Origin of the sequence: Bordetella pseudohinzii, assembly GCF_000657795.2 — a bacterium.
In the GTDB taxonomy this organism is placed as follows: domain Bacteria; phylum Pseudomonadota; class Gammaproteobacteria; order Burkholderiales; family Burkholderiaceae_B; genus Bordetella; species Bordetella pseudohinzii.
This window is the reverse complement of sequence record NZ_JHEP02000019.1, coordinates 40,574-62,629: the sequence shown is the minus strand read 5'-3', so window position 1 is coordinate 62,629 and position 22,056 is coordinate 40,574. Positions and strand designations below refer to the sequence as shown.

Genomic DNA, 22,056 nt, shown 5'->3' with positions numbered 1-22,056 from the left:
GGGCCTCGGGCGCTCGCCGCGCGGGCCGCCTTCGGCGTGCGATGCGGGGGTGGCCAGGCGTGCCGGTTTCGTGAGGTGTGTTCGAAATACGCCGACCTTACCCCTGCACTGCGGCTTCCAAGGGGGTTTCCATAAAAGCCGCCTCGGCTTTTACAAACCCACCCCCTTGGAAGTCCTCGCTTCCGGGGTGAAGGGCGGCACGAACACACCTCACGAGACCGGCGGCCACACCAGAAAACAGCATCGCACAACCAAGTCGAAACACCCACGCGACGAACTCCCTTCAAGCCCGGTCAGCGGGAACCCCTTAAACCCCCTGACCATTCTTTCTAGGAGAACAAACCTCATGGCATATATGGATCAACGAACCAAGGCTCAGATTGCTGCCGAGCTGAAAAAAGTCATGCCCCCGGGATGGAAATACACCCTTTCTGTGCACCAGCACAACAAAATCATGATGACCATCACCGCTGCTCCGATGGACATCATCGGTGAACTGAACGCCGTTCGCCAAGAAAAGGCGCACCGCTCCGGGCAGGACTTCCACCCCATCACCGACGGTTGTGCAGACCTCAGCTATTGCGTCGAAACTGCGTTTCCCGCTGCCAGCGAAGTCTATCCCGTTATCAAGAAAGCCACGCAGGCCCTCAAATCTGCCGACTGGTTCGACCGCAGCGACGGCACGACAGACTATTTCGATACGGCCTATTACATCGCCCTGCAGATCGGCCGCTGGCCCAAGCCTTTCGTCTGCACCGCTGCAGCCGCGCTCACCACGGATACCACCGTGCCCGCCTCGGCCAAGCTGTAAAGGAGCCAGCATGAGTACAACCAAGCTTAATGCGTACCGCTGCACGAAATGCCAAGGCACTGATGTCGGCTACCACGCCACGAGCACGTTCGACCTCGTCACGCAGGAATGGGTACTCGGCCATGAATTTGACACGGGCTGGTGCAACGACTGCGGCCCGACTGTGCTGGCAATCTACGAGCTGCAGGGCGACGAACGAGCCGCAGTATTGGCCCAGCAGCAGAAGCATGCTCGGCAAGCGCTCTTTGCTACCAACGGCCAAGCCCTGGCCGATGCCCTTACCAGCATGGTCGCAGCCTTCGCTCCGATGGTCACGGAGGAAAACGCCCTCATCGTCGCCAACGCTAAGGCGGTAATCGCAATTATTGGCGAAGCCTGATCCCCTGGAGCAAAACAATATGGCAATCACCATCGACCTGACCCCCGCCTCTTCCCCCCGTTGATTCTTTCGTATTTCACCGACACCCAAGGAGCCCAAAATCATGATGCATAACGCCACCGAAATCGCTGCCATCAAGGCCGCTGCAACCCGCAATGACATCGCTCTGTCGAAACTGGTCCTGTCCGAGGCCTACCAAGCCCGCAAGAGCAAGGCTGGCAAGAAGATCACCATTGAGCAATTGGCGGCGACCATTAAGGCGCTGGGCGCGCTGCTGCAGAATCTCGTTGTCGTGCAAGCCGATAACGGCATGTTCGAGGTTTGCGCTGGCGGGCGGCGCTTGCAGGCCCTGCAGCTGCTGCACGCGAATGGCGATGTCCAGGCCGATTTCCCTGTCCCGTGCCTCATTATCCCCGCCGACAAGGCGCACCACGCCAGCCTTATCGAAAACGACGCCCGCGAAGACATGCATGTGGCAGACCTGATCGGGGCCTATGGTCGACTGCACGCCGAAGGCTGGACACCTGACGCGATCGCCACCGCCCACGGTGTTGCCGTGCTGGCCGTCAAAAAAATGCTGGCTCTGGCCGACTTGGCGCCGTCGCTGCTGGAACTGCTCCGCGAAGAAAAGATCTCGTTGGACATCGCCCAGGCCCTGGCCGGAGTAGCCGACCATGAGCGGCAGATCGCCGCGTATAAGGCCACCAAACATCACTATGCGCCTATCTACGCTATCCGTCAGATGCTCGCTGAAAAGGAACTGCCTGCGACCGCGCCCGTCGTGCGGTATCTGACCGTGCAGGCTTACGAGAAGGCGGGCGGCAGCGTGCGTCGAGATCTTTTCACGCAGGGTAATGAAGGCGTTTTCCTGGCTGATCCGGCCCTGGCTCAGACGCTGGCCATCGAGAAGATGCAACGTAGCAAGCTCGCCAAGGCCCTGCAGGATGAAGGCTGGGCCTGGCTCGAGTGTCGGGCTCAGCTGAGCCATGATGAAATGCGCCACTATGGTGAAATCGGTCGCGTTCGCCGAGAGCCGAACAAGAAGGAAGCTAAGCTATTGGCCGACCTGCAGACGCAGCTGGAAACGAAGCGCCGCGCCCTGAACGAACTGCAAGGGCAGGACGAGTATGAGTGTTCCGATGAAGATGACTTGTTTGAAGCCATCGACAAGCTGGAAGACGACATCGAGGTAGCGGAAAAATCCCTTCTGGTCTACGACCCGGAGCATAGAAAGATCGCGGGTTGTATCCTCACGCTGTCTTCGCGTGGTGAACTGGTCTCGCATCAGGGGCTGATCCGGCGCGAAGACCGCGTGGCGGCTGCTCAGGTGGCCGCATCGAGCGGTGCTGACGCCAACCAGGATAACCCGATGACCCTGCCCGCGCCGGTCACGCGCCCGGCCCATTCGCAGGCCCTCATCGAACGGCTTGCCGCGCAACATGCCGTCGCCGTGGCAGCTGAAATCGCCGTCCGACCGAATCTTGCCCTGTGCCTCATGCTCACGCAGATGATTGGCCAGGTCGTCCGCACGCACTACATCCATCCCAAGCACCGGTATTTCAACGTCAGTGCATCCAGCGCAGCCTACACTCTGAAAACCTGCGACCAGAGCGTCGAAGACTCACCGGCCCGCCAATCCCTCAATGAGAAGTTGGCCCGTTGGGACGGACTTTTGGCCGATAAGTCGGCAGAGGAACTTCTGGAAGCCCTGCTGGGCCAGCCTCAAGACGAGCTGTTGCAGCTGCTCGCCCTGTTGCTCGCGCAGACCGTGACCAGCAAGGACGGCAACGGAGGCCTGCAAACCGGTCAGTTGCACCACCTGACCAGTGTCATGGAAATCGACATGGCCAACTGGTGGGCTCCCACCCGCGCCAGCTACTTCGATGCCGTCAACAAGGACCAGATCGTCAAGGTAGTGGCCGAGGCTGTTGATGAGGCCAGCGCCGCGCCGCTGGCAAAGATGAAGAAGGGCGAAGCCGCTGCCCAGGCTGAAACCCTGTTGGCTGGCCGGCGCTGGTTGCCCGAACCGCTGCGCACGTTGGACAGCACTACGGCTCGCGCCGACGACTAATCCCAACGAGACGGGTGGCGTCAGCCCCCCGTCTCGCCCCGCTGCCGGAGAATTCATCATCATCATGAGCTACGAAACCCACAACGATTGCCAAACGCTGGCCAGCCTCTCTCAGCATCAGCCCGACCCCCTTGCATGGGTCAAGTACCTACCCGAAGTCGGTCAGCCGATCCATAGAAAACTGGCCCTGATTGATCAGTATTTCGCGCGGGCCGCCGAATTGGAGCAACAGGCTCAAGCTTACCGCGACACGGCGGCAGTCCTGCGCGAGAAGTTGCTGCGGCACCTCCCTTCGCTCTGGCAGACCGAAGAGATCGAGGCCGCCCGCGCTAAGGCGCAGCGCTTGACCCTGGCCGTAGCCGCGCCGGAGGCCTCGTCATGAAGAAAGCTTACCTGCGCCGCTTGGCCGAGCGCGCCGTCTATCACGAAACCCAGGCTCAGCGCGCTATGCGCGAGACGATGCAGCATGTCGCGCACGCCCGCCTCGCAGCGGCTTGGCTCGGGCGCGTGCCTTGCCTGCGCGCCGCAGGCCAGACTGCACGGCGGTCTGGCCTGGACCGTGCAGACCATCACATCCTAACCGCCGATCAAATGGTGCACATGGCACTGAAGCACAGCGCTCGCGCCCAGCTGCTCCGGCAGTTAGCCACGGGCGCGACCGTGGTGCGGCATCACCAAAAACGGCGGGGGGCAAGGTCCGGCCGTCCCCGACCAGACCTTGCCCCCGCCCCGCCGCCTGCAGGCGGCGGTTACTGGCCCTCGAGCTGCTGGACTAAGCCAGCAGGGTGGCCAGCATCGCCCCGGCGACCAACAGCAATCCGCCGGCGCCGGCCACTAAGGCCAGGTTCAGCCTGGCCTTACCCACCGCCATCTGGCGGGCATTGGCCCAGACAGCTCCTACCGCCCCGGCCGTTGCACCCAACGCCACAATCCAGCCGGCCGGTGCGTGCGCCAGGCCGCCAAGCATCGCCAGCACCAAGCCGCGCTGCTGCCCTGCGGGTGCCCACGGCGGCAACTGTCCTGTGGCAGCCACCGCACCCACCCACAAGCACAACGCCGCGAAGAGCACCACTGTCGACAATATCCAGCCCCACGCGAGAAAGCGGCTGGTCCGTGCGGCTTGGATGGCCACTTTGGTGCTGGCTGCGCCTACGGCTTGCGCCAGCCCACCCATGGCCCGCTTCACCTCGAGCTGCGCCTGCTCGCCCATCAAGCTGCGATGTTTTGCCAGCATCTCCTCGGCGGCGGCCTCGATGCGCGCGGGGACGCGGCGATACAGCGCGTCGTAACTCTGAAGCACGATCAGAATCATCCAGAGTGCGTCATTGTCCTTCAGATCGAGAGCGTCTTTGACGCGGAACAACTGTTCACGCTCGCTTGCGCTTGGCTGCCGGCCCAGCAGCTTCTCAAACGCAGTTTCGACCGGTTGGCTGGGCTCGCTCATAGAGCTCTCTCAAACATCTTCTGCGCTGCTGCACGCCAACGTTGAAGCTCGGCGCGATTGCCGATCGGCATGCTCTCCAGCGCCGCTCGAATGGACAGCCGCTGGCTGTAGAGCGCATCGCTCACGCGATCTGCCAGATCTGGGAACATCAATGATTGCCCGCCTGCATCCTCGACTTGCTTACGCAGTTTGGAATCGTTGTACAGCTCGAACTTCGCTTCCTCGCCATAGTGGCCGTTGCGCACGACATGCACCCGTGTATCCGGCAGCTCTTCCATGTACTCCTTGAGCAGTTCCACGCTGTCTCGCTGCCGGTTAATCACCCAAAAGGTTACGAGTTCACGCTCCAGTTCCTTGAGGGTGTTTTTCAGCGTCTGGCTGTACGCTGCGACACCTTTGTTATTTCGTGCTGCCGTATTGATGAGTACCGTATGGTCTTTACGTTCATCGCAACTGTTCACCAGATCTATCCAGCCGTCAGCCGTATCGAGATCGAGAAGACGTGTTTCCAGTTCCTCGCAGTACATCTTGTAGATATCTGGATTGGAGGTATCCGATTCTATCAATAAGACACTTTCGCCCCGTGCCATAAGTGCATCTGTAAGACTGGCGCAGACCATCGTCTTGCCGACACCGCCTTTGCCACCACCAACGATGATAATTTTTTTTTTCAATTAACCACCTGCGTGTTACTCAAAGGTCACGTGAATCCCGGCGCACGGAAAACCCAGACGGCTTTGATGGTTTGTCATCTGTAGGTTTGCCGATTTTTTCGCCAGTCGGACGAGCAGGAGAATCCGGTACAGATTCGGCCGCAGTGTCTACGCCACTTTCCGCCTTCTTTGCCGGTTTCTTTCGATTCTTGGAAGCCTTTTTAGCGCGGCCTAAGTATGTCTTCAAGCTTGCCACAGATATCTGCAAACCTTTTGCAGAAAGAATGCTTGCAATCATCTCATAGGTGTAACCCCGAGCATGCAGCGCCGCGATTTGCTGCACCAGCATTTTGACGGCTTCGCTTTTGTTGACGGGCCTCGCATCATCTTCTACTGCCGGAAGAGCGTCGAGCTCCTCGACCAGCTTCTTAATGTCGGCAACGGTCAACTGCATCTTGGCTTCCTTGATCTTTGGGTGACGTCATTGTAGCGGGCGAAAGCCCGCTGTCAACGCCTTGAAAAGGCTACGAGTTTTGCCTGTATGGTTGAGCACTGGTTGTTTGGTTGGGCAATGATTGATATAGTGTCTACGAAGTGGAGACGTTCAATACGGACAGGGTAGGGATTGATGAACCGCGCAATGCGCGCCTCATCAACCGGCCTGAGTCCAGTCGTTACACTCCCTACCTTTTTGGCCTTCCCCCCTGCTCAGGGCTTCGCCCCGAGACCCCGACGTACAGAGGAGCACAGTCATGACAGCGCGTAGTGGTAGCGAGAGTCGCCAGAAGACACGGCGCATCTTGATACGTGCTTCGCCGGAAGAGCACGATGCTTTACTGGAAAAGGCCCGTGACTGTGGCGTCAGCCTGCCCGCTTATCTGCGGGCATGCGGCCTCGGCCGCCAGACACGCAGCAAAATGGAGGCGCACGTCCTCAATGAACTGCGCCGCTTGGGTGGCTTGCAAAAACACCTGTTCAATGAGGGGAACGGCATCGGCTCGAAGGAATACTCTGAGGTGCTTATCGAGCTCAAAGCCGCCATCCGCCAGGCTGGCGCGCTCTATTCCTGATCGCCACTGTGCTGGCCAAAGTACCCACCCGCCGCAGCGACGGAAAATCCGACGTTGCGCAGCTCATCAACTACCTCACCCGAGAGGGTGAACAGCCGGAGCATTCCGATGACGACCAGCTCTATCCAGGCGACCGAAGACGACACGACCGAATTCTTGAGCTTGCTCAACTCCATCTGCGAACAGCAGGCGAATATCTGCAGGCAACTGGACGAACTGGTGCTGTTGATGCAGCTACCCTCCGAATCCGTCTTGCGCGTGCTGGAGCAACTCCTGCGGCCGATCAACACGAACCTGCGCTCGGTCGCCACCACGATCGCTTCCGGATTGAAGGACTAGGCCATGGCGATCAACATCAGAGAATGCTGGCCCTTGCTCAATACCATCTTGATGCAGCAACGCGATATCTCCGAGCGTCTGGGCAACTTGATCCTGACTTTCAAGCGCGAGCCCGAGCCCGTCGAGCCGACCTTGCGCACCATGCTCAAGCCCATCACGACCTCGATCCGTACGCTGCACGAAGCAACCAACGGCAAGGTGCCGTTGGTGTATCCGATGGAGCCGACCGCGGATCCGAAGTAGACGGCCATCCGTTTCTGTTGGCGCAGTCGGAGTGGTTACTGAAGGAGGCCGGCCAGGCGCTTGAGGGCATCCAGATAGACGAGGCTCTCGCCGAGCGCATTCGTGCGCGTCATGCGCGCCTGTTTCCGCCGACGTTGGACCTGGCCGAGTCCGCCATTCCGCTGGTGCCCGAGGATTCTTCTCTGCTCGGCCCCGATGACATTCAGCAAGCGACAACCACCAACGGAATCCCGTGCGAATTCCGTGGTTACGCCTTAGATACCCTCGCGGCAGAGATACAAGGCGTCCTGGTGAACGCAGATTGCCGCGTCAGGGATCCTATATACCACGTCGTACTATCCTGGCCTGCTCATGAACAGCCCACGGATGAACAGGCCTTTGCCTGCGCGCGGCATGCAATTGCCGCAGTCGGTATGGCCGATCACCAATACCTGAGCGCCATTCATCGAGATACGGATAACACTCATGTTCACATCGCAGTGAACAGAGTTCATCCCGAAACCTACCGCGCTGTCTACCCCAAGCAAGATTTCTTTGTCTTGGATCGTGCCATGCGCGAGCTCGAGTTGGAATACGGCTGGTCGCACGATCCCGGACCTTACGCTGTCGTCGAACGCAACGGAGTCCCCGTCATCGAGCGCGCACGGCCCGACGCAAGCACCCAAGAGAAGATGCCATCTGCTGCAGCCGATCTCGAACGCTTCACTGGTGAGACGAGTTTCTTCACCTTCGTTCGGGGCGAGCCGCGCGTAGACGTCATCGCGTTCTTGAAGAAGCCGGCACCAACGTGGGATGCCCTTCATGCGGTCTTGGCGAAACACGGCCTGGCCATTCGGCCGAAGGGCCAGGGCTTCGCCATCTACGATGCGCAGAACGAGGAAACACCGCCGATCAAAGCCAGCGACATGCATGAATCGCTCTCGCGCACACGCCTCGAACGCAGACTAGGCCCCTGGGCCGGGCCGGCGCCCCATCCGGTCGGCCACGGCGCCGCGCCGCCGGCGGAAGACCCATACGATCGACGTCGCGAGCTCAAACGAGATCCCGCGCAGCGCGAAGCCCGCCGCCAGGAGCGGGCCGACGCCCGCCGGCAGTTGCGTGCCGACTATCAAGGCTACCGCGCCCGCTTCGTCACCCGGCGGGTCTCCGGCGAAGAATCCCGCGCTCTCTACCGAGCCATCACCGACGCAGCCCGGGCACGGCGGCGCGAAGTCGCCTCGACTGTCGGAGATCCCAGGCAACGGAAGGCCTTCTATAGCGTGATTGCATTCGAAACGCTGACGGCCCGCGAAAACTTGAAAGCTCAACTCGCCAAGCGCCGCGCCCAGTTGCGGGCAGATCCGAACAATCGGCCTCTCACCTATCGGGAATGGGTCGAGGCGCAAGCGGCAGGGGGGTCGGCCGCCGCCATCAGCCAGTTGCGCGGCTGGGCCTACGCTGATACCCGCCGCCAGGCTGAAGGACGCCGGCAGCAGCCTGGCTTCGCTGACCCTACTGCTGACCATGAGCCGACCTACCGCGACGGTCTTCAGGAATGGCAGCTGGCCGTCCACCGCGATGGACGTATCAGCTACCGAGACCGGCTGGGCCGCGAAGGCTTCATTGACCACGGCCAGACCATTCTATTGGACACCGCCGCGGCCGGCGACCCCGAGGTCATTCTGGCCGCCCTACTTCTTGCCCAAGAGAAATATCAGGGTCGGTTCATTTTGACCGGCACGCCAGAATTCCAGCAGCTCGCGTTGCAGCTCATCGCTCAACAAAAGCTGCGCGTCAATTTGCTCGACCCTGAACAAGCCCAGCGCCTGGCCGAAATCACCCGCAGCCATTCTGGTTTGCGCCCAAGAGGCTAGTCCGGCCTGTAGTTGCGCCCTGCCAAAAAATTTCGTATCGTTCATACGATACAAAATAAATCGGCAGAGTGAACATGCGTCAATTCCGTCTTCTGTCCCTCGTGATGCTGGCCAGCGTGGCCGGTTGTGCTTGGGATAATCCCCCCACACAGTCGGTCGACGTCGATATTGACCAGCAGATCCTGGAGGCTTCTCGCAAGATCCAGGCGGCCCAGGCCAACCTTTATCAAGCCGGCGTCATGGCACGCCAGCCCATGACCTACGCCGGTCCGGATACCACACAGCTGATTACTCTGAGCTGGGCTGGCGATGCGCTGCAGTTGCTCGCCAAACTCGCGCATGACCACCGCTTGGCATTCGCCTTCACAGGAGTCCGCCTGCCGCTGCCGGTGCGCATCGACGTGCAGAACGCGACCATCGAATCCGTGCTGGCCCAACTGCGCGCCCAGGTCGGCTACCGCGCCCAAATCGTAGAGCAGGGCGACACGCTCATGCTGCAGTACAACCCGCCGCGCTCCTAGGGTGCCGCCCATGAATATCCAGCGCATTGCAGCCGTGGCTTTCTCCGGCCTGGCCCTAACTGGAGCAACCCGGGCCGCGACAACGACGCCGGCCACGCTGGCTGAGCCCGCCCCGCATCCGGCCCTGCCCAGCGAATCCGCGCCGGCCACGCTCGATGCGCTGCTCAACCCTCGGGCGACGACCACGGGCGATACATCTCCGCTGCGTATCCAGATGATCAGCGATGCTGCACGCACCGTGGGCTTTCGCGGCGGCGTGGCCTCACGCGCGGCCGCCATTCGAGCTTCCCTGGAGAGGCGCGGGCCGGATCTGGACGGACTTTTCAATTTCGCGCCGCTCATCATGCCCAGCGGTGCGCTACCGCCCGTCATCGTCGAAGCCCAAGACGTCGCCAGCATCAGCAGCCAGCAGTACCGAATCGCGTCGAAGGTGTATCGCATTGAGCGTGGTGAGCGCTTTGTGAGCGTCCCGCCGACCTGGCGCGAATACCTCTACACGGGCCTGCCGACCAATGCCAATGTAAGTATGCCCATCGCCGAGGCCCAGCCGAAGACCAGCGCCGAGAAAGAGACTTGGCAGCGCGCTGTCCGGGTCGGCTGGCAGGACGGGCAGGCCCACGCCGACGCCATCCTGCGTGCGAACTTTGCACGGATGACACGCGACTACAACGGAATGCTGGCGTATTCCACATTGCTCCAAAAAGGGATGATCAGCCAGACACAGGTTGCAGAAACGCAGCGTGTAGTGACTGGCAATGCCAATGAGCTCATGATCGGCGACACAACACGCCAGCTGACATCGCCCGCGCAGCTGCAGCCCGATGCGAATCGCTGGACGCCGACCGTATCCTACGCTCCCGGCTACCGCCTGTCGGCTCCGAACGAACCGGCGGAACCTGCCGACTACATCCCGGCGGCCACGGCGGCTGTCGCTGTTTCCCAGGCCGTCGTCGCGCCGGTCGCGTCAGCAAAGCCACAGCCCGCTATGCCGATATCGGCCAACCAGATCGCGGCCGCGCCACTTTCTATTGCTGTCCCTGCGGCCCCTGCCCCGCCTTCATCTTCGTCTCCTGTCGGCGCCATTACGCTGACAAACAACCGGTTGACGGATCGGTCAATGCAGTCGGCGGCCGCCGACAATTCCTCCGCCTCGCGGCAGTTGCCGGCACCGTCGGTCGAAAAGATCGCCGTCTCCCCACAGCCCCCGGTTTCAACGATTGACGCGCCTGCCCCCACTTCCCAAGATGCGCCCGAGCCAGCTGCTAGCCCGGGCGCCACGGCTACAGTCAGCGCCGACCCTGCAGCGCCGGCTGTGCCCGAATTGACCTGGGAAGGTCGCCAGGGCGACACCTTGCGGGACGTCGTGACCCGCTGGGCAGCAGCCTCTAACCCCAGCTGGCATGTGGATTGGGCGACGGACCTTGACTATCCCATCATCCTCGATTTCACCCTACGCGCCGACAACTTCCTCGACGCAGCTGCGCGTGTTTTCGCACCTTATCGCAAAGCGAAGCGCCGCTTCACCCTATCTCAACAAGCCGAGCAGCGCGTCCTGATCGTCGAAGAGGAATAACCAGATGCTCCACAGCTTTCGTCCCATCCTGATTTCCGTCCTCGCGCTGGCCCTTGCCGGGTGCGGCGCGCTTGACCGCATCAATGAGGCCATGGACCGCGGCGACAAGACCGCCGAGGGTATCCACCAGAACCTGGAGAGGGTACGCAACGAACCCGAAGTTCGAATCAAGAAACTCGATGAACCCTGGGTCTCCACCACGCCGGTGTCCGTCGCCGAAAAGCCCGTTCCGGCGGCGCTGAAGTGCCCTCTTGTGTACGTGCCTGCTACCCCCGTCACCCTCTTCGAGATTTCACAGGCGATCACGCGCAATTGCAACGTGCGCGTGCGTGTGACGCAAGATGCCGTGGACGCGGTGAACGGGCGCTATGCCAACACCATGGGCGCCGGCGCCGCTGCTGCGCCTACCGCAGCGGCGGCACTGCCGCCGCTGCTCCCCCCGACCCAGCGCGCCCGCATGGAAGACACCACGCCCATGCCGTCCCCATCTACGGGCAGGCCCAACAACATCACGATCAAATGGACCGGCCAACCCCTGGCCGGGTTTCTCGATACCGTGACTGCCCGCTTCGGCCTGTCGTGGGAATACCGCAACGACACGATCCGCATCTACTACCTCGAAACCCGTGTATTCCGGGTCTTCGCGCGCAATGCGAAGACTTCGATGAAGACCACCGTAGTCGCCGGCACCAAGGTGCAAAGCTCCAGTTCGGGCGGCTTGACGAACTCCAACACGTCGGCTGGCTCCAGCGAGAGCAGCGGAGGGAGCATTCAGACCACGGAGATTTCATCTGAGGATTCGATCACTGAGGACATCCGCAATACGCTGAACGCCATGCATACGCCTGGCACGCCGCCGATCTCCTACGCGGCTAGTACCGGCACCGTCATGGTCACGGACACGCCCGACGTGTTGGACCAGATCGAGACGTACCTGGCGGCGGAAAACAAAGTTCTCACGCGCCAGGTACTCTTTTTCGTCCAAGTGCTGGAAGTCGAGTTGACGAATACCGACCAGCTCGGCATCGACTGGTCCGCCGTTTACAACTCGCTCTCAGGCAAGTACGGCCTGTCGCTGACAAACAACTTCGCGGTGGACTCCAACGCCATGAGCGCATCCGGCAGTGTGTTAGACACCGCTACGGGTGGCGCTGCTGCCTTTGCCGGAACGAAGTTCATCATCAATGCCCTATCCAGCCAAGGCAAGGTCGTCACCAGCAATCAACCCATTCTGCGCACGCTCAACCTGCGCACTGCGCCGCTGCAGATCTCGACGGAAACTGGCTACCTCGCCCAGTCGTCGTCCTCGCAAACGGCCAACGTGGGCTCCATGTCGTCGCTGTCACCGGGGATCGTCGTCACCGGCTTCAACCTCAACCTCTCGCCGATGATCACCCACGGAAAGACCATGTTGCTGGACTTCGACATGAATTTTTCGCCTGACCCGACGATCACGCGGAAGGAATCCGGCGACGCTGCCATCGAAGTGCCTACTACGAACAAAAGGCTGTTTCGCCAGTCGATCTCCATTGAATCCGGCCAGACGATGATCATCTCCGGTTTCGAGCAGTCCACTGAGCGCAGTGAGAAGGCGGGCGTGGGTCAGACGTACAACTGGCTCTTCGGTGGCGGTGGGAAGACTAGCGGACGCCGTATGGCCGTGGCCATTCTCGTCACGCCGATCATCCAGGACTGAGCTTATGACGCCGAGCACGCTCACTCCTTTTCCCTACAAGCAGTACCGCTTGGTGTCCGGCCTATTCTGGCAGCCATTAGAGCGCCCACGCGCTTATATGAAGGAGGCACGGGAGATCGGACGTCGGCACAGAATGGACATTGTCACCATTCGCAAGACAGAAACGGTACTGGAAGCCGGCTTTGTGAGCAGGCAAGCCGGCATTACCAAGGGCATGTATTCGATGGCCTCGGTGCTTGCGCACAAGCTGGGAAATGAAGCAAATGGCTACTCCTTCTTGGCCGCGGTCCGAATTGATGGCGATCGCTACGCAATGGTTGCAGTCGACAAAAACGGAATTCTTCCAAATTCTGACCGCATTGAAGATCTGGCAGGCACTCGTGAAGCGATGAACGAGTTCTACAGCCTGCTAGGCAGACCGAACATCAAGATCTACGCGCCTCCCGAGCTCGAGTTCGGTGGCGAAGAAGTGACGCTCGAGAGCCTGCTCACAGGCCTGTCCAGGCATAACCAGTTGCGGCCGCTTTTCTTCGGCCTGTCCCGCAGAGAGGTCCTCATCTTCGGCGTGACGCTCATCATGGTGGCTGTCTCCGGCGTTGCTGGAAAGATCAAGTACGACCAGTGGGAAGAAGCAAAGCGCCTGCAGGAGAAAGCGGCAAAAGAAGCTTTAGAGTCCGTAAACTCCCAGACAGGAACGGAGCATATGGCTACCGCACTCGTCCACCCATGGACTACGCGGCCTACCCCGAAGGAATTCCTGAGCATCTGCCAGCCCCAGCTGACGAAGCTGCCGCTCTCCGTGGCCGGATGGACTTTCAGCGAAGCCCGCTGCGATGCTACGGGCGTGGACGCTCTCTATCAGCGAGATGTGGGTTTGCCGATTACGGTGAGCCATTTTATCCAGCAGGCAAGCGTCTACGGGCCAGGGGTATCCGTCGCCTTCAGTGGCGATAACAACATCGCCCAGATCAAGCTGCCCTTGACCTTCCCCGCCGGTGGCGATGATCCGCTGCTGCCGCTGGAGCAGATCCGAAACGCTATCGTGTCGCATTTCCAGTCGCAGCTGGTGGCCGTCAACATTGCCGCCAAGCCCTCCGAAGCCCAGTCTTTGCCTGGTCAATCGGACAAGCCCCCGCAGCCAACCTGGCTCACTTGGACCTTCTCCGCGGGGTCGCAGCTTGCCCCCGCCGACGTGCTTGCCCAATTCCCTGGAAATGGCGTGCGCGTAATGGCCATATCCGTTGCCATGTCCGACATCTTACTGACCTGGCGTATCGAAGGTGAATTCTATGCCCAATGACCGCATTTCCATTCCCTCTTTGGCGTGCCGGCTCGCAATGACCATATCCCTGGTCCAATTGCCATGGACGGCCTATGCCCAGGTTGCTAGCGGGACCATCGGCGAGCTGCAGGAGATCCAGACTGCCACCGTCCTGGCCAAAGCAAGGGCGAGCCTGGCGGAGATCACAAAAAACCTCAACGGCCCTGGTGCGGTGGTCGACCCCAATGCCCGCGGCCTGCCTGCAGTGAAGCTCATCGCAGGCAATGCCCGCGCGCTCACTGCCACCTTGATCTATCCCTCGGGCGCTACCTACGAAGCGCGCGCAGGTGAAGAAGTGCCCGGCGGCTATCGCGTCCAATCCATCAGCACCGACGCCGTCGTACTCAACCGGGCTGGCCAGGTCGTCAAGCTCGGATTCTCGGGTAGCGCGGCGACCATCGAACCGTTGAGCGATCGTGGCGGTCGCCCTACCATTCAATAGCACCAGAAAATGAACGCCCCTGAATCCCACCTGCATTTGGGCAATGCTCATCACGTTCTGACCCTGCCCGGGCGCAGCTATCCCATTTCGGAAGAATTGCGTGAGAAGCTGTGCTTCACGAGTGAGGATATTCTCTATATCGCAAAAGGGCACCAGGCCGACCGCGGAGTGCTGGGGTTTCAGGCGCGTCTTGACCAAGACCGATTGGTCTATGAAAGGCGCGTCGTGGATTACCTGGAGCTGAAGTCCCTTTACGACAATGACGAGAGGCTCCAGGTTTTCGCGCCGCAGGACGACGCCAAACTCCAGCAGGAGATGCTTTCCTACATCAGGCACGCCATTCGGGAAGATGCCAGCGACATCCACATCATCGTAGGCAAGCATCCCGACCCGAACAATCATCAGAATCTGGTCGATTCGACCCTGATTCGCTTCCGGGTCTATGGTCGGCTGATCACCTATCACACGATTCCGCGAGCCCGCGGAGAGCAGCTGATCGCCTGCATGTGCCAAACCATGACCGATCAGTCCGAGAAGACATACAACCCCCAGGTGAATCAGAATTCCCGTCTCGGGCCGAAGTTTGCGAAGAACGCGGGCCTATACATAGGCCGTATCGCATCGGGACCAACCGAAGATGGGCTGCACTGCATTGTCCGCCTGCAACGTGAGGACGGCGGCACGATTACCTCATTCGAGCAACTGGGCTACCTCTCCGAGCAGCAAGAACATCTTCGGGTCATGATGCACCGGGGCTACGGCGTTTTCTTCATCAGCGGCGCAGTCGGATCAGGAAAATCTCGGACCCTGGCCAACGTCATGAAGAGGATGTTTCTGGACGCCAACGGCGAGATCTGCATCGTCACTTTGGAAGACCCCGTGGAATTCCGTATTCCTGGCTCCCAGCAAAAACCTGTCAATGTAACGGCCGAAGTCTCCGATACCAACGACAACGCCTGGCTCTCCGGCATTGACCATATGTTGCGCTCGGATATCAACGTGGCGACTATCGGGGAAGCCCGTCACGCCTCGATACCTGCCGTCATCAGCCTGGCTCTCACTGGTCGTCCAGTCTGGACCACCATTCACTGTAGCAACGCCACACAGATCCTCGGCCGTCTACACGATGCCGGCGTCGAGCAAAGTGTCCTGACTGATCCACTGATCATTGCCGGGTTGGTTAACCAGTCTTTGGTTCCGGTGCTATGTCCGCATTGCAAAGTTCCTTTCTTCAAGGTTAGGGACTCTCTTCCTGCAGATCTCGTCACTCGCATTGAAAAACATTGCGCACCCGAGAACGTGTGCTTCGCCGGAGACGGGTGCACGCACTGCAAGAAGGGCATTAGCGGCCGCCAAGTTTGCGCCGAAACGATAATCCCTAATGCAAAGTTCATGCACGCATATCAGCAAGGCGGCGCGCTGCGTGCCCGTGAGTATTGGATCAAACACATGAATGGCATTACGAAGTGCCAGCATCTGATCCGACTCGTCAACGCCGGCCTGGTAGACCCGCGTCAAGGAGAACGCGCCGCCGCGGTATCTCTCGATGAGGACGCGCTTTTTTTCGGCGAAGAAGGGCCTCGGGAGAGCGCCAGAAAGCGGTCCAAGAGCGATTCGGACAGGCGTACTAAACGTCGTCCCCCGCCGCGTGAAAGGCCCAACAAGCGCGAGTCTGTCCCCTCCCCTTCCGTCACCCCCCTACGCCCCGCTATTGGAGCTCTAGATGCCGCTGTCGCTTAACGACATCCTGGATGCGCAGAGCCTTTTCCCGGTCCACAAGGCCCGGTTCTTCAGCTCCAGGCGGATCGAACTATACGAAGCTCTCCTGGCTACTCAGGAGACGGGTATGCCACTTTATAAGGGTTTGGAGATGCTGTACGAGACGTACAGCAAGGGCGGCAAGCACCCTTATAACGTGATGGCCATGGTGCTTGCTGATGCTAAGCGGGCTCTGACCGGCGGAAGCAAGACACTGGCGGCTGCGATTAGGCACTGGCTTCCGGACAACGAGGCTATCCAGCTGGCATCTGGCGAGGAAGCTGGCCGGCTCGTCGAATGCCTGCGTGGCCTTATCATCATGACGCAGAATAAAAGCAAGATGATGGGCTCGGTGCTGGCCGAGTTGGCCGAACCCGTGCTGCTGGTTGTGCTGTCGATCAACTTGCTCAACCAGATTAGCCAGAAGATCGTGCCTATCATGAGCCGTTCTCGAGACCTGAGCCTATCGAGCGGCAACACTTACATAATGTACCTGCTGGCGAGCGGCGTGCAGAACTATGGCATCTATCTACTTGCCTTGATGCTCCTCTTCGTAGTTTGGGTCTTCTGGAGTCTTCCCCGCCGTGGCGACACGGCCTTCCGGAAGGTGTTGGAGCATTTTCCTCCCTGGTCCATCTACAAAGCGATCCAGGGGGCTACGTTTCTGTTGAATGTGGCCATCATGCTCCGTTCAGGCATTCCCTTATATCGATCCTTGGAGCTCATGAAGCAATTTGCTAGTCCCTGGCTCAAGGAGCGGGTCGAGATGACTATGTTCGGTCTGCGTCAGGGCCGTACCCTCGGTGTGGCCCTGGCCAATACCGAGTACGAATTTCCAGACAAAGAGGTTCTTCCCTTCATCATCGTCTTATCCCAACAGAAGGACTACGAGCAGGCCATCAATACGCTGGCCCTAAAGTGGATCGACCGCACCTTGAAGAAGGTGAAGGCCATCCTGATGAGTGTGCGCGTCGTTCTATATCTCTCCATTGCCTATCTTGCCTTTGTCCTCTTTGCGGGCATGACAAGCATGAACTCACTCCAGTAATTCCCAACCGAAATTTTCCCCGACCATGAGAAATACCATGAAAATGAGCACTTCCCGTATCGCTGACTACTCTGCCAACTCCGCGCCGGCTTCGCCCGCAGCTCATCGCGCAGAACAGTTTCGTCGCCAGCGCGGCGAAGGCATGCTGAGCTACCTTATGTACCTAGGATTGGCGGTGGCCCTGGTCGTCCTCTATTACGGCTGGCAGAGTCTTGGCGATCGGCAAAACAACCAACAGATCTTCGTCTCCGACTTTGGCTCCTTGACCCTAGCGGCGAAGAACAACCGCAGCGTCGACGGGTATGCCAGTGTCACGCTGGCCAAGCTGCAAAGCAGCAGGCAGCTCCCGTCCAATATGGCTGGCAACGCCGGCGGCACGCTTACCCATGCATACGGCGGCACGGTCACGCTGGTCACGACCCAATCTAATTTCACCTGGACGTTTGCGGGTGTTCCGGCCGAAGACTGCCCTGTCGTGCGCAACAAGATCGAGATGTACAACCCGAACGCGACTATTACCGCGTGCGCCGCGTCCGGCGCCACCAGCTTGGCCGTCACCCAGAACTGATGGCAATCCTTAATGGACGCGCTGACTGATATGGACTTCGAGGATCTGTACTTGGGCACAGGCATCAATAAGATGCGTACGCCGAGCGGCGTGCTCAAGCAGATCCCCGAGCAGATGCTGCAGGATGCCCGCGATATTCTGATGCTGTGCCAGGAGACGCGGGCCAATAAGGGCCGTTCCGAGTTCGCCATCAAGATTGCTAAAGTGAAGTACCGGGTCACTGCAATGACCAACGATGCCGGTGTTGACCTCTTCGTCATCTCCAAGTCAGGGGGGAAGCCCAGGGACATCACAACCCTCGGTCTTCCAAAGAAGGCTCTCGAGATGATTCGCAGTCCGGGCGCGAAGGGCCTGATCCTGGTTCTTGGGGGCCAGGGCGTTGGCAAGACGACGGCCATCTCGAGCATGATCGCCGACCGGTGCAGGACATTCGGTCACTTCGGCCTAACGGTCGAGAATCCTACCGAATGCGACTTGGACGGCCCGCATGGCGATGGTCATATTACGCAGATCGACGTGGCCAGCGTCACTGGTGGCTTCGAAGAGGCGACGAAACGCGCGCTGCGGTCGCGCGCGGATGTTTTTATGATCAGCGAGATCCGCGAGCGCGAAACCGCCATCGAAGTCTTGAACTTCGCGCCGTCAGGCAGGCTATTGCTTGCGACCATGCACGCCGAGACCATTGAACAGGGTCTTCAACGCCTGCAGGAATACTGCATGGAGGAGTCGGGCGCGTCCGGCCATGCCCTGGGTCGCAACAGCATGTTAGCGGACGCGCTGCTGATGATCGTCCTTCTACAGGTCCACATCGACACCGAGCTGGGCGGCACCAATCCGATTAAGCGGCGTATGGCCCAGGCCCTTGTGCTGGACGGGCAAGACGGTTATGCGATTCGGCAGAACATCCGAGAGGGAAAGTTCAGTGCGTTGACCTCGTATCTCAACCTGCAGCAGGAGCATCTGCGATGGAAAAGCCTCTGACCAGCCCGCGTCGCAGCTTCACGGGCGTGCGTCTCTCGGACCGGCGAGGCCTCTCTCCGCAGCGTGGCGAGGGGCTTTGGAGCTTCATTCTGGCCTTGGGCCTAATGGTAGCTCTCTGGCCGATAGCCATGACATATATGGGGCGTGCCGCGGATCTAGAAGCGGCCGCGGCATCCGCGTTCCACGCTACTCAGATCGGCCAGGCCCGGGATAGCTACGTCAAAGATAACTATGCCGCTATTTTGGCCAGCGCGGCGAGCGGGCCCGTATCGATCTCTACCCCGATGCTGAAGAATTCTGGCTATCTAGATGCGGGCATCAGCGATACCAACATCCAGAACCAGACCTATCAAACCCGTGCGATCAGGGTCACGGTCGGTGGCGAGGAGCTTCTGCGTGTATTAACCGTGACCAGCGGCGGCGAGCCCTTTACCGAGGCTCAGGTGCGCAGCATCGCTAACAAAATTGCACAGATTGGTGGCGGCTACGTCTCGTCCACGAATACGGCCGTTGCGGAGGGTGCCCAGGGTAGCTACCGGGTGGCCTTGAGTGACTATGGCCTGGCGCCAGGGGCCGGGCACATTGCGATTGGCGGGTTCTTCAACGCTCGGGGTGTGCTTGGTGATTATTTGTACCGGAATGCCATTCCAAATCATCCCGAGCTCAATCAAATGAATACGGCATTGAGTCTTGGGGGTAATGCTATCAATAGTGTTTCCTCCTTGACTGCGTCCGGGGCAATCACGACAGCTGGTGACGTACAGGGGCGAGACCTGCTTGCGGCCAGGAACATAAATGCGCAGGGCAATGTGGCGGCCACCGGGACTGTGTCGGCAGCGACCGTGTCGGCTTCGACGTCTATCGTATCTGCCGGATCCGTCAACGCGACCGGGACAGTGGGGGGGGGCTATCTTCAGCCGGTGAACTTTGCTACCGAGGGCTACAGCTGCGGGACGACTGGCCTAATCGCCAGGTCCTCTACAGGGGCAGTCTTGTCGTGCACCAATGGCTTGTGGCGGAGATCCACTTCTGAGTTCGAGTACGGAGGAGTGTTCAGCTATTTTTACAAGACGGGCCAGTGTCCGGTGCCGAACAGATACACCGGTGGCTGCTCATGCCCGTCCGGATATGCTGGGACGGCGATGGCTCAGTGGACTGAGGGATCAGGGCTTACTCTGTATGTATGCGAGCGCTGATGGTAACGGAGTTCGTGGCGAAATGCGCTGGCCGCCCGATAAGGGCGGCACTTGTTTAGGGCGGATTTGATAAACTGCAGCCCGCCTTTGAGCTGGCCAGGCTAATCGGCGGCCGTGGCCATTTCTCCCCAATAAGCGAAGAATGTCGGATTCACAAAAATACCGCCCCGAGGTGGACGGCCTACGGGCGGTCGCCGTTTTATCCGTGATCCTTTTCCATGCTGGCCTTCCGGGATTTCCCGGAGGCTTTGTTGGCGTGGACGTTTTCTTCGTCATAAGCGGCTACCTCATTACCGGCATAATTCGCGGCCAGTTGGAGTCGGGGCAGTTTCGCTTCGCGGATTTCTACGAGCGGCGGGCTCGACGGATCTTGCCAGCACTCCTTGTGATGCTGGCCGCAAGTGCCGTGGCAGGCTGGTTTTTATTGGACCCCTTTCTGTTCGAGCGCCTGGGCCAAGGTGTAATGGCAGTCATCGCCTTCGGGTCCAATATTCTTTACTGGCGCACCACCAACTACTTTACGGCCGGGCTCGAGAATCCGTTACTTCACACCTGGAGTCTAGGGGTGGAGGAGCAATTCTACGTAATCTTTCCCATCGCCCTGTGGCTTGCGTGGCGCTTTATTCCCAGGCGAATACTGTGGTTGATATTGCTTTTTTCCGCCGCCTCGCTCGTGGCCGCTCAAATCAACGTACACAAGGGCCGAGCTCTGGCTGCCTTCTATTTGCTGCCCACGCGAGCATGCGAGCTCCTTATTGGCGCCGCACTCGCTTTCTCCGACCTTCAGCGCCGCTTAGCGCCTTTCCCGCTGCTGCGCCACTGTCTAGCTTGGGCTGGGATCTTTGGCATCGGCGCCGGCGTCGCGATCTACGACGCCACGACGCCCTTCCCTGGGTTGAGCGTATTGCTTCCTGCACTAGGAGCTGCCGCGGTGCTTGCTGGGGCCTCGCGCGATAATGCCCTCGGTCGAGTGCTCGCGAGCCGGCCGCTTGTTGGCATTGGCCTGATCTCCTACAGCGCATACCTGTGGCACCAGCCGCTGTTCACGTACGCGCATACTCTCGGTGCGGCGCATGGGACCCTCACAGGCGCCTCCCTGACCCTGTTGTCGCTGGCCATAGCGTGGCTAAGTTGGCGCTATATAGAGACCCCCTTCCGAGCTCATGGCCGGATTCCGCGGAGGACGGCCCTGGCGATTCTCGGGACTGCCTGCGCCGTTATGTTCGCCGTCGGTGCGGCTATCTGCCTTACGCAGGGTGCTGCACTGCGCTTCAGCGAAGAGCAGCGTAGATGGTGGGCCTACGGCAATGTAGAACTGCAGTCGAAGTACGTTGTCGGCCGCTTCAATGCTCTGGAAACAGACTTCGGCCCTGAGCCCGGGCCCAAGGTTCTCGTCGTTGGAGATAGCCAGGCCCAAGATTTTCTAAACGTCGCCCTCGAGGGTGGGGCATGGCACGGCCACCAGGTTCGCACCTTTTATATATCCCCGGTGTGCCAGCCGGTCTGGGATCGGCGCGCCGTCGAGAGCGATATCGCGCCCGCGGATCGTGGTTTCTGTCGAAGCGCCAAGAACCTCAAGCAATCCTTGGGCTTGATAGAACAAGCCGATATAGTTGTGATTGCGGCCAATTGGCAACTATGGTCCGCCGCTCAACTTCCCGCCACCCTAGAGCGCCTATCTCTACGGCCAGGTCAGCAGTTGGTCATTGTGGGCCCCAAGCGCTTTGCTGTGCCCGAGGTAATTAAGCTGGCTCGGATGCAACCGGCGGAACGCGCCAGTTTGCATTACTCGCTCGAAGCCGAGCGTCTTAGGGTCAATGAAAGGGTCCGGGACATGACCGCAGGTCGTGGGGTCTACATCGATCTGATCGATAGACTCTGTCCTGAGGCGCGATGTCCAGTGTTTACCCCCGACGATAGGCTAATCAGCTATGACGGTGGCCACTTCACCCGTGACGGTGCCCAGTATGCGGCTAGTGTGCTGAGCCAAGGCGAAACATTACGACAACTCCTCGATGCGCGCCCGCGAAGTTCAGCACCCGAGAAGTAGCGTAGCTGCTTGCGCTAAATCCGTCGCCAGGCGTGCCTG

The 22,056-nt window shown here is 59.9% G+C and carries 22 protein-coding genes; 19 read left to right on the top strand and 3 right to left on the bottom strand.

Features of this window, described 5'->3' with window-relative positions; genetic code table 11:
• Positions 1-346: 346 nt before the first annotated feature.
• From L540_RS19470 to kleA, 4 genes are all read left to right on the top strand, one after another.
• Entirely contained in the window at positions 347-811 is a 465-nt protein-coding gene (locus L540_RS19470) for a hypothetical protein (protein ID WP_131726054.1), read from the top strand.
• 10 nt (positions 812-821) lie between these two features.
• A complete protein-coding gene (locus L540_RS19465; protein ID WP_043211456.1) occupies positions 822-1,190 on the top strand; it encodes a hypothetical protein in 369 nt (122 codons plus the stop codon).
• Positions 1,191-1,293: 103 nt separating this feature from the next.
• Positions 1,294-3,261, top strand: coding sequence for a ParB/RepB/Spo0J family partition protein (locus L540_RS19460; protein WP_043211454.1), 1,968 nt, complete (start codon positions 1,294-1,296; stop codon positions 3,259-3,261).
• A 64-nt stretch (positions 3,262-3,325) separates the two neighbouring features.
• A complete protein-coding gene (gene kleA / locus L540_RS19455) occupies positions 3,326-3,643 on the top strand; it encodes a stable inheritance protein KleA (protein WP_043211453.1) in 318 nt (105 codons plus the stop codon).
• Positions 3,644-4,033: 390 nt separating this feature from the next.
• On the opposite strand, the gene L540_RS19450 is transcribed toward kleA, so the two are convergent.
• The 3 genes from L540_RS19450 to L540_RS21850 are packed head-to-tail and all read right to left on the bottom strand — an operon-like array spanning position 4,034 to position 5,812.
• The gene (locus L540_RS19450) at positions 4,034-4,705 is read right to left on the bottom strand and encodes a hypothetical protein (protein ID WP_043215439.1); all 672 of its coding nucleotides are present in this window, start codon (positions 4,703-4,705) and stop codon (positions 4,034-4,036) included.
• Positions 4,702-5,379: a nucleotide-binding protein gene (locus L540_RS21660; protein ID WP_082149705.1), complete on the bottom strand. Its 678-nt coding sequence runs from the start codon at positions 5,377-5,379 to the stop codon at positions 4,702-4,704. The genes L540_RS19450 and L540_RS21660 overlap by 4 nt, the downstream gene beginning before the upstream one ends.
• 19 nt (positions 5,380-5,398) lie before the next feature.
• Complete coding sequence (locus tag L540_RS21850) at positions 5,399-5,812, bottom strand: hypothetical protein (RefSeq protein WP_131726053.1); 414 nt, start codon at positions 5,810-5,812, stop codon at positions 5,399-5,401.
• A gap of 298 nt (positions 5,813-6,110) precedes the next feature.
• Here L540_RS21850 and mobA point away from each other — a divergent pair, with 298 nt between their 5' ends.
• The 15 genes from mobA to L540_RS21315 all read left to right on the top strand — a co-directional run bounded on the left by mobA (position 6,111) and on the right by L540_RS21315 (position 22,017).
• Positions 6,111-6,428: a plasmid mobilization protein MobA gene (mobA, locus tag L540_RS19440; protein ID WP_043215435.1), complete on the top strand. Its 318-nt coding sequence runs from the start codon at positions 6,111-6,113 to the stop codon at positions 6,426-6,428.
• 108 nt (positions 6,429-6,536) lie between these two features.
• Positions 6,537-6,767 carry a hypothetical protein gene (locus tag L540_RS19435; protein ID WP_043215433.1) on the top strand — a complete coding sequence of 77 codons (231 nt, stop codon included), beginning with the start codon at positions 6,537-6,539 and terminating at the stop codon, positions 6,765-6,767.
• 3 nt (positions 6,768-6,770) lie between these two features.
• Positions 6,771-7,010 (top strand): hypothetical protein, encoded by a 240-nt coding sequence (locus L540_RS21930; RefSeq protein ID WP_048026666.1) that lies wholly within the window; start codon positions 6,771-6,773, stop codon positions 7,008-7,010.
• A 17-nt stretch (positions 7,011-7,027) separates the two neighbouring features.
• On the top strand, positions 7,028-8,863 hold the full coding sequence (gene traI / locus L540_RS19425) for a TraI/MobA(P) family conjugative relaxase (RefSeq protein WP_053073264.1): 1,836 nt from the start codon (positions 7,028-7,030) through the stop codon (positions 8,861-8,863).
• Positions 8,864-8,937: 74 nt separating this feature from the next.
• Positions 8,938-9,384, top strand: a complete 447-nt coding sequence (locus L540_RS19420) for a DotD/TraH family lipoprotein (protein ID WP_053073263.1) — start codon at positions 8,938-8,940, stop codon at positions 9,382-9,384.
• 10 nt (positions 9,385-9,394) lie between these two features.
• Positions 9,395-10,957, top strand: coding sequence for a type IV secretory system conjugative DNA transfer family protein (locus L540_RS21325; RefSeq protein ID WP_053073262.1), 1,563 nt, complete (start codon positions 9,395-9,397; stop codon positions 10,955-10,957).
• Between the two features lie 4 nt (positions 10,958-10,961).
• Entirely contained in the window at positions 10,962-12,653 is a 1,692-nt protein-coding gene (gene pilN, locus L540_RS19410; protein WP_048026664.1) for a PilN family type IVB pilus formation outer membrane protein, read from the top strand.
• 4 nt (positions 12,654-12,657) lie between these two features.
• On the top strand, positions 12,658-13,953 hold the full coding sequence (pilO2, locus tag L540_RS19405) for a type 4b pilus protein PilO2 (RefSeq protein ID WP_060831905.1): 1,296 nt from the start codon (positions 12,658-12,660) through the stop codon (positions 13,951-13,953).
• Positions 13,943-14,416 carry a type IV pilus biogenesis protein PilP gene (pilP, locus tag L540_RS21320; RefSeq protein WP_082149704.1) on the top strand — a complete coding sequence of 158 codons (474 nt, stop codon included), beginning with the start codon at positions 13,943-13,945 and terminating at the stop codon, positions 14,414-14,416. Before pilO2 ends, pilP begins: the two co-directional genes overlap by 11 nt.
• 9 nt (positions 14,417-14,425) lie before the next feature.
• Positions 14,426-16,156, top strand: coding sequence for an ATPase, T2SS/T4P/T4SS family (locus L540_RS19395; protein ID WP_082149703.1), 1,731 nt, complete (start codon positions 14,426-14,428; stop codon positions 16,154-16,156).
• Entirely contained in the window at positions 16,140-17,222 is a 1,083-nt protein-coding gene (locus L540_RS19390) for a type II secretion system F family protein (RefSeq protein WP_043215427.1), read from the top strand. The genes L540_RS19395 and L540_RS19390 overlap by 17 nt, the downstream gene beginning before the upstream one ends.
• Positions 17,223-17,259: 37 nt before the next feature.
• Positions 17,260-17,790: a type 4 pilus major pilin gene (locus L540_RS19385; RefSeq protein ID WP_165590438.1), complete on the top strand. Its 531-nt coding sequence runs from the start codon at positions 17,260-17,262 to the stop codon at positions 17,788-17,790.
• Positions 17,791-17,802: 12 nt separating this feature from the next.
• Positions 17,803-18,771, top strand: a complete 969-nt coding sequence (locus tag L540_RS19380; protein WP_043215422.1) for an ATPase, T2SS/T4P/T4SS family — start codon at positions 17,803-17,805, stop codon at positions 18,769-18,771.
• The gene (gene pilV / locus L540_RS19375; RefSeq protein WP_043215420.1) at positions 18,756-19,967 is read left to right on the top strand and encodes a shufflon system plasmid conjugative transfer pilus tip adhesin PilV; all 1,212 of its coding nucleotides are present in this window, start codon (positions 18,756-18,758) and stop codon (positions 19,965-19,967) included. The genes L540_RS19380 and pilV overlap by 16 nt, the downstream gene beginning before the upstream one ends.
• A gap of 142 nt (positions 19,968-20,109) precedes the next feature.
• Entirely contained in the window at positions 20,110-22,017 is a 1,908-nt protein-coding gene (locus L540_RS21315; RefSeq protein ID WP_053073260.1) for an acyltransferase family protein, read from the top strand.
• The last annotated feature ends 39 nt before the right edge of the window (positions 22,018-22,056 follow it).

Bases quoted from the DNA above. Each gene is read 5' to 3' on its own strand.
- L540_RS19450 (WP_043215439.1), bottom strand. From the start codon at position 4,705: ATGAGCGAGCCCAGCCAACCGGTCGAAACTGCGTTTGAGAAGCTGCTG.
- pilP (WP_082149704.1), top strand. From the start codon at position 13,943: ATGCCCAATGACCGCATTTCCATTCCCTCTTTGGCGTGCCGGCTCGCA.
- mobA (WP_043215435.1), top strand. From the start codon at position 6,111: ATGACAGCGCGTAGTGGTAGCGAGAGTCGCCAGAAGACACGGCGCATC.
- L540_RS19465 (WP_043211456.1), top strand. From the start codon at position 822: ATGAGTACAACCAAGCTTAATGCGTACCGCTGCACGAAATGCCAAGGC.
- L540_RS19420 (WP_053073263.1), top strand. From the start codon at position 8,938: ATGCGTCAATTCCGTCTTCTGTCCCTCGTGATGCTGGCCAGCGTGGCC.
- L540_RS19460 (WP_043211454.1), top strand. From the start codon at position 1,294: ATGATGCATAACGCCACCGAAATCGCTGCCATCAAGGCCGCTGCAACC.
- L540_RS19390 (WP_043215427.1), top strand. From the start codon at position 16,140: ATGCCGCTGTCGCTTAACGACATCCTGGATGCGCAGAGCCTTTTCCCG.
- L540_RS21850 (WP_131726053.1), bottom strand. From the start codon at position 5,812: ATGCAGTTGACCGTTGCCGACATTAAGAAGCTGGTCGAGGAGCTCGAC.
- pilO2 (WP_060831905.1), top strand. From the start codon at position 12,658: ATGACGCCGAGCACGCTCACTCCTTTTCCCTACAAGCAGTACCGCTTG.
- L540_RS21315 (WP_053073260.1), top strand. From the start codon at position 20,110: ATGTCGGATTCACAAAAATACCGCCCCGAGGTGGACGGCCTACGGGCG.
- pilN (WP_048026664.1), top strand. From the start codon at position 10,962: ATGCTCCACAGCTTTCGTCCCATCCTGATTTCCGTCCTCGCGCTGGCC.
- L540_RS19470 (WP_131726054.1), top strand. From the start codon at position 347: ATGGCATATATGGATCAACGAACCAAGGCTCAGATTGCTGCCGAGCTG.
- L540_RS19435 (WP_043215433.1), top strand. From the start codon at position 6,537: ATGACGACCAGCTCTATCCAGGCGACCGAAGACGACACGACCGAATTC.
- kleA (WP_043211453.1), top strand. From the start codon at position 3,326: ATGAGCTACGAAACCCACAACGATTGCCAAACGCTGGCCAGCCTCTCT.
- L540_RS21325 (WP_053073262.1), top strand. From the start codon at position 9,395: ATGAATATCCAGCGCATTGCAGCCGTGGCTTTCTCCGGCCTGGCCCTA.
- L540_RS19395 (WP_082149703.1), top strand. From the start codon at position 14,426: ATGAACGCCCCTGAATCCCACCTGCATTTGGGCAATGCTCATCACGTT.
- L540_RS21930 (WP_048026666.1), top strand. From the start codon at position 6,771: ATGGCGATCAACATCAGAGAATGCTGGCCCTTGCTCAATACCATCTTG.
- pilV (WP_043215420.1), top strand. From the start codon at position 18,756: ATGGAAAAGCCTCTGACCAGCCCGCGTCGCAGCTTCACGGGCGTGCGT.
- L540_RS19380 (WP_043215422.1), top strand. From the start codon at position 17,803: ATGGACGCGCTGACTGATATGGACTTCGAGGATCTGTACTTGGGCACA.
- L540_RS19385 (WP_165590438.1), top strand. From the start codon at position 17,260: ATGAAAATGAGCACTTCCCGTATCGCTGACTACTCTGCCAACTCCGCG.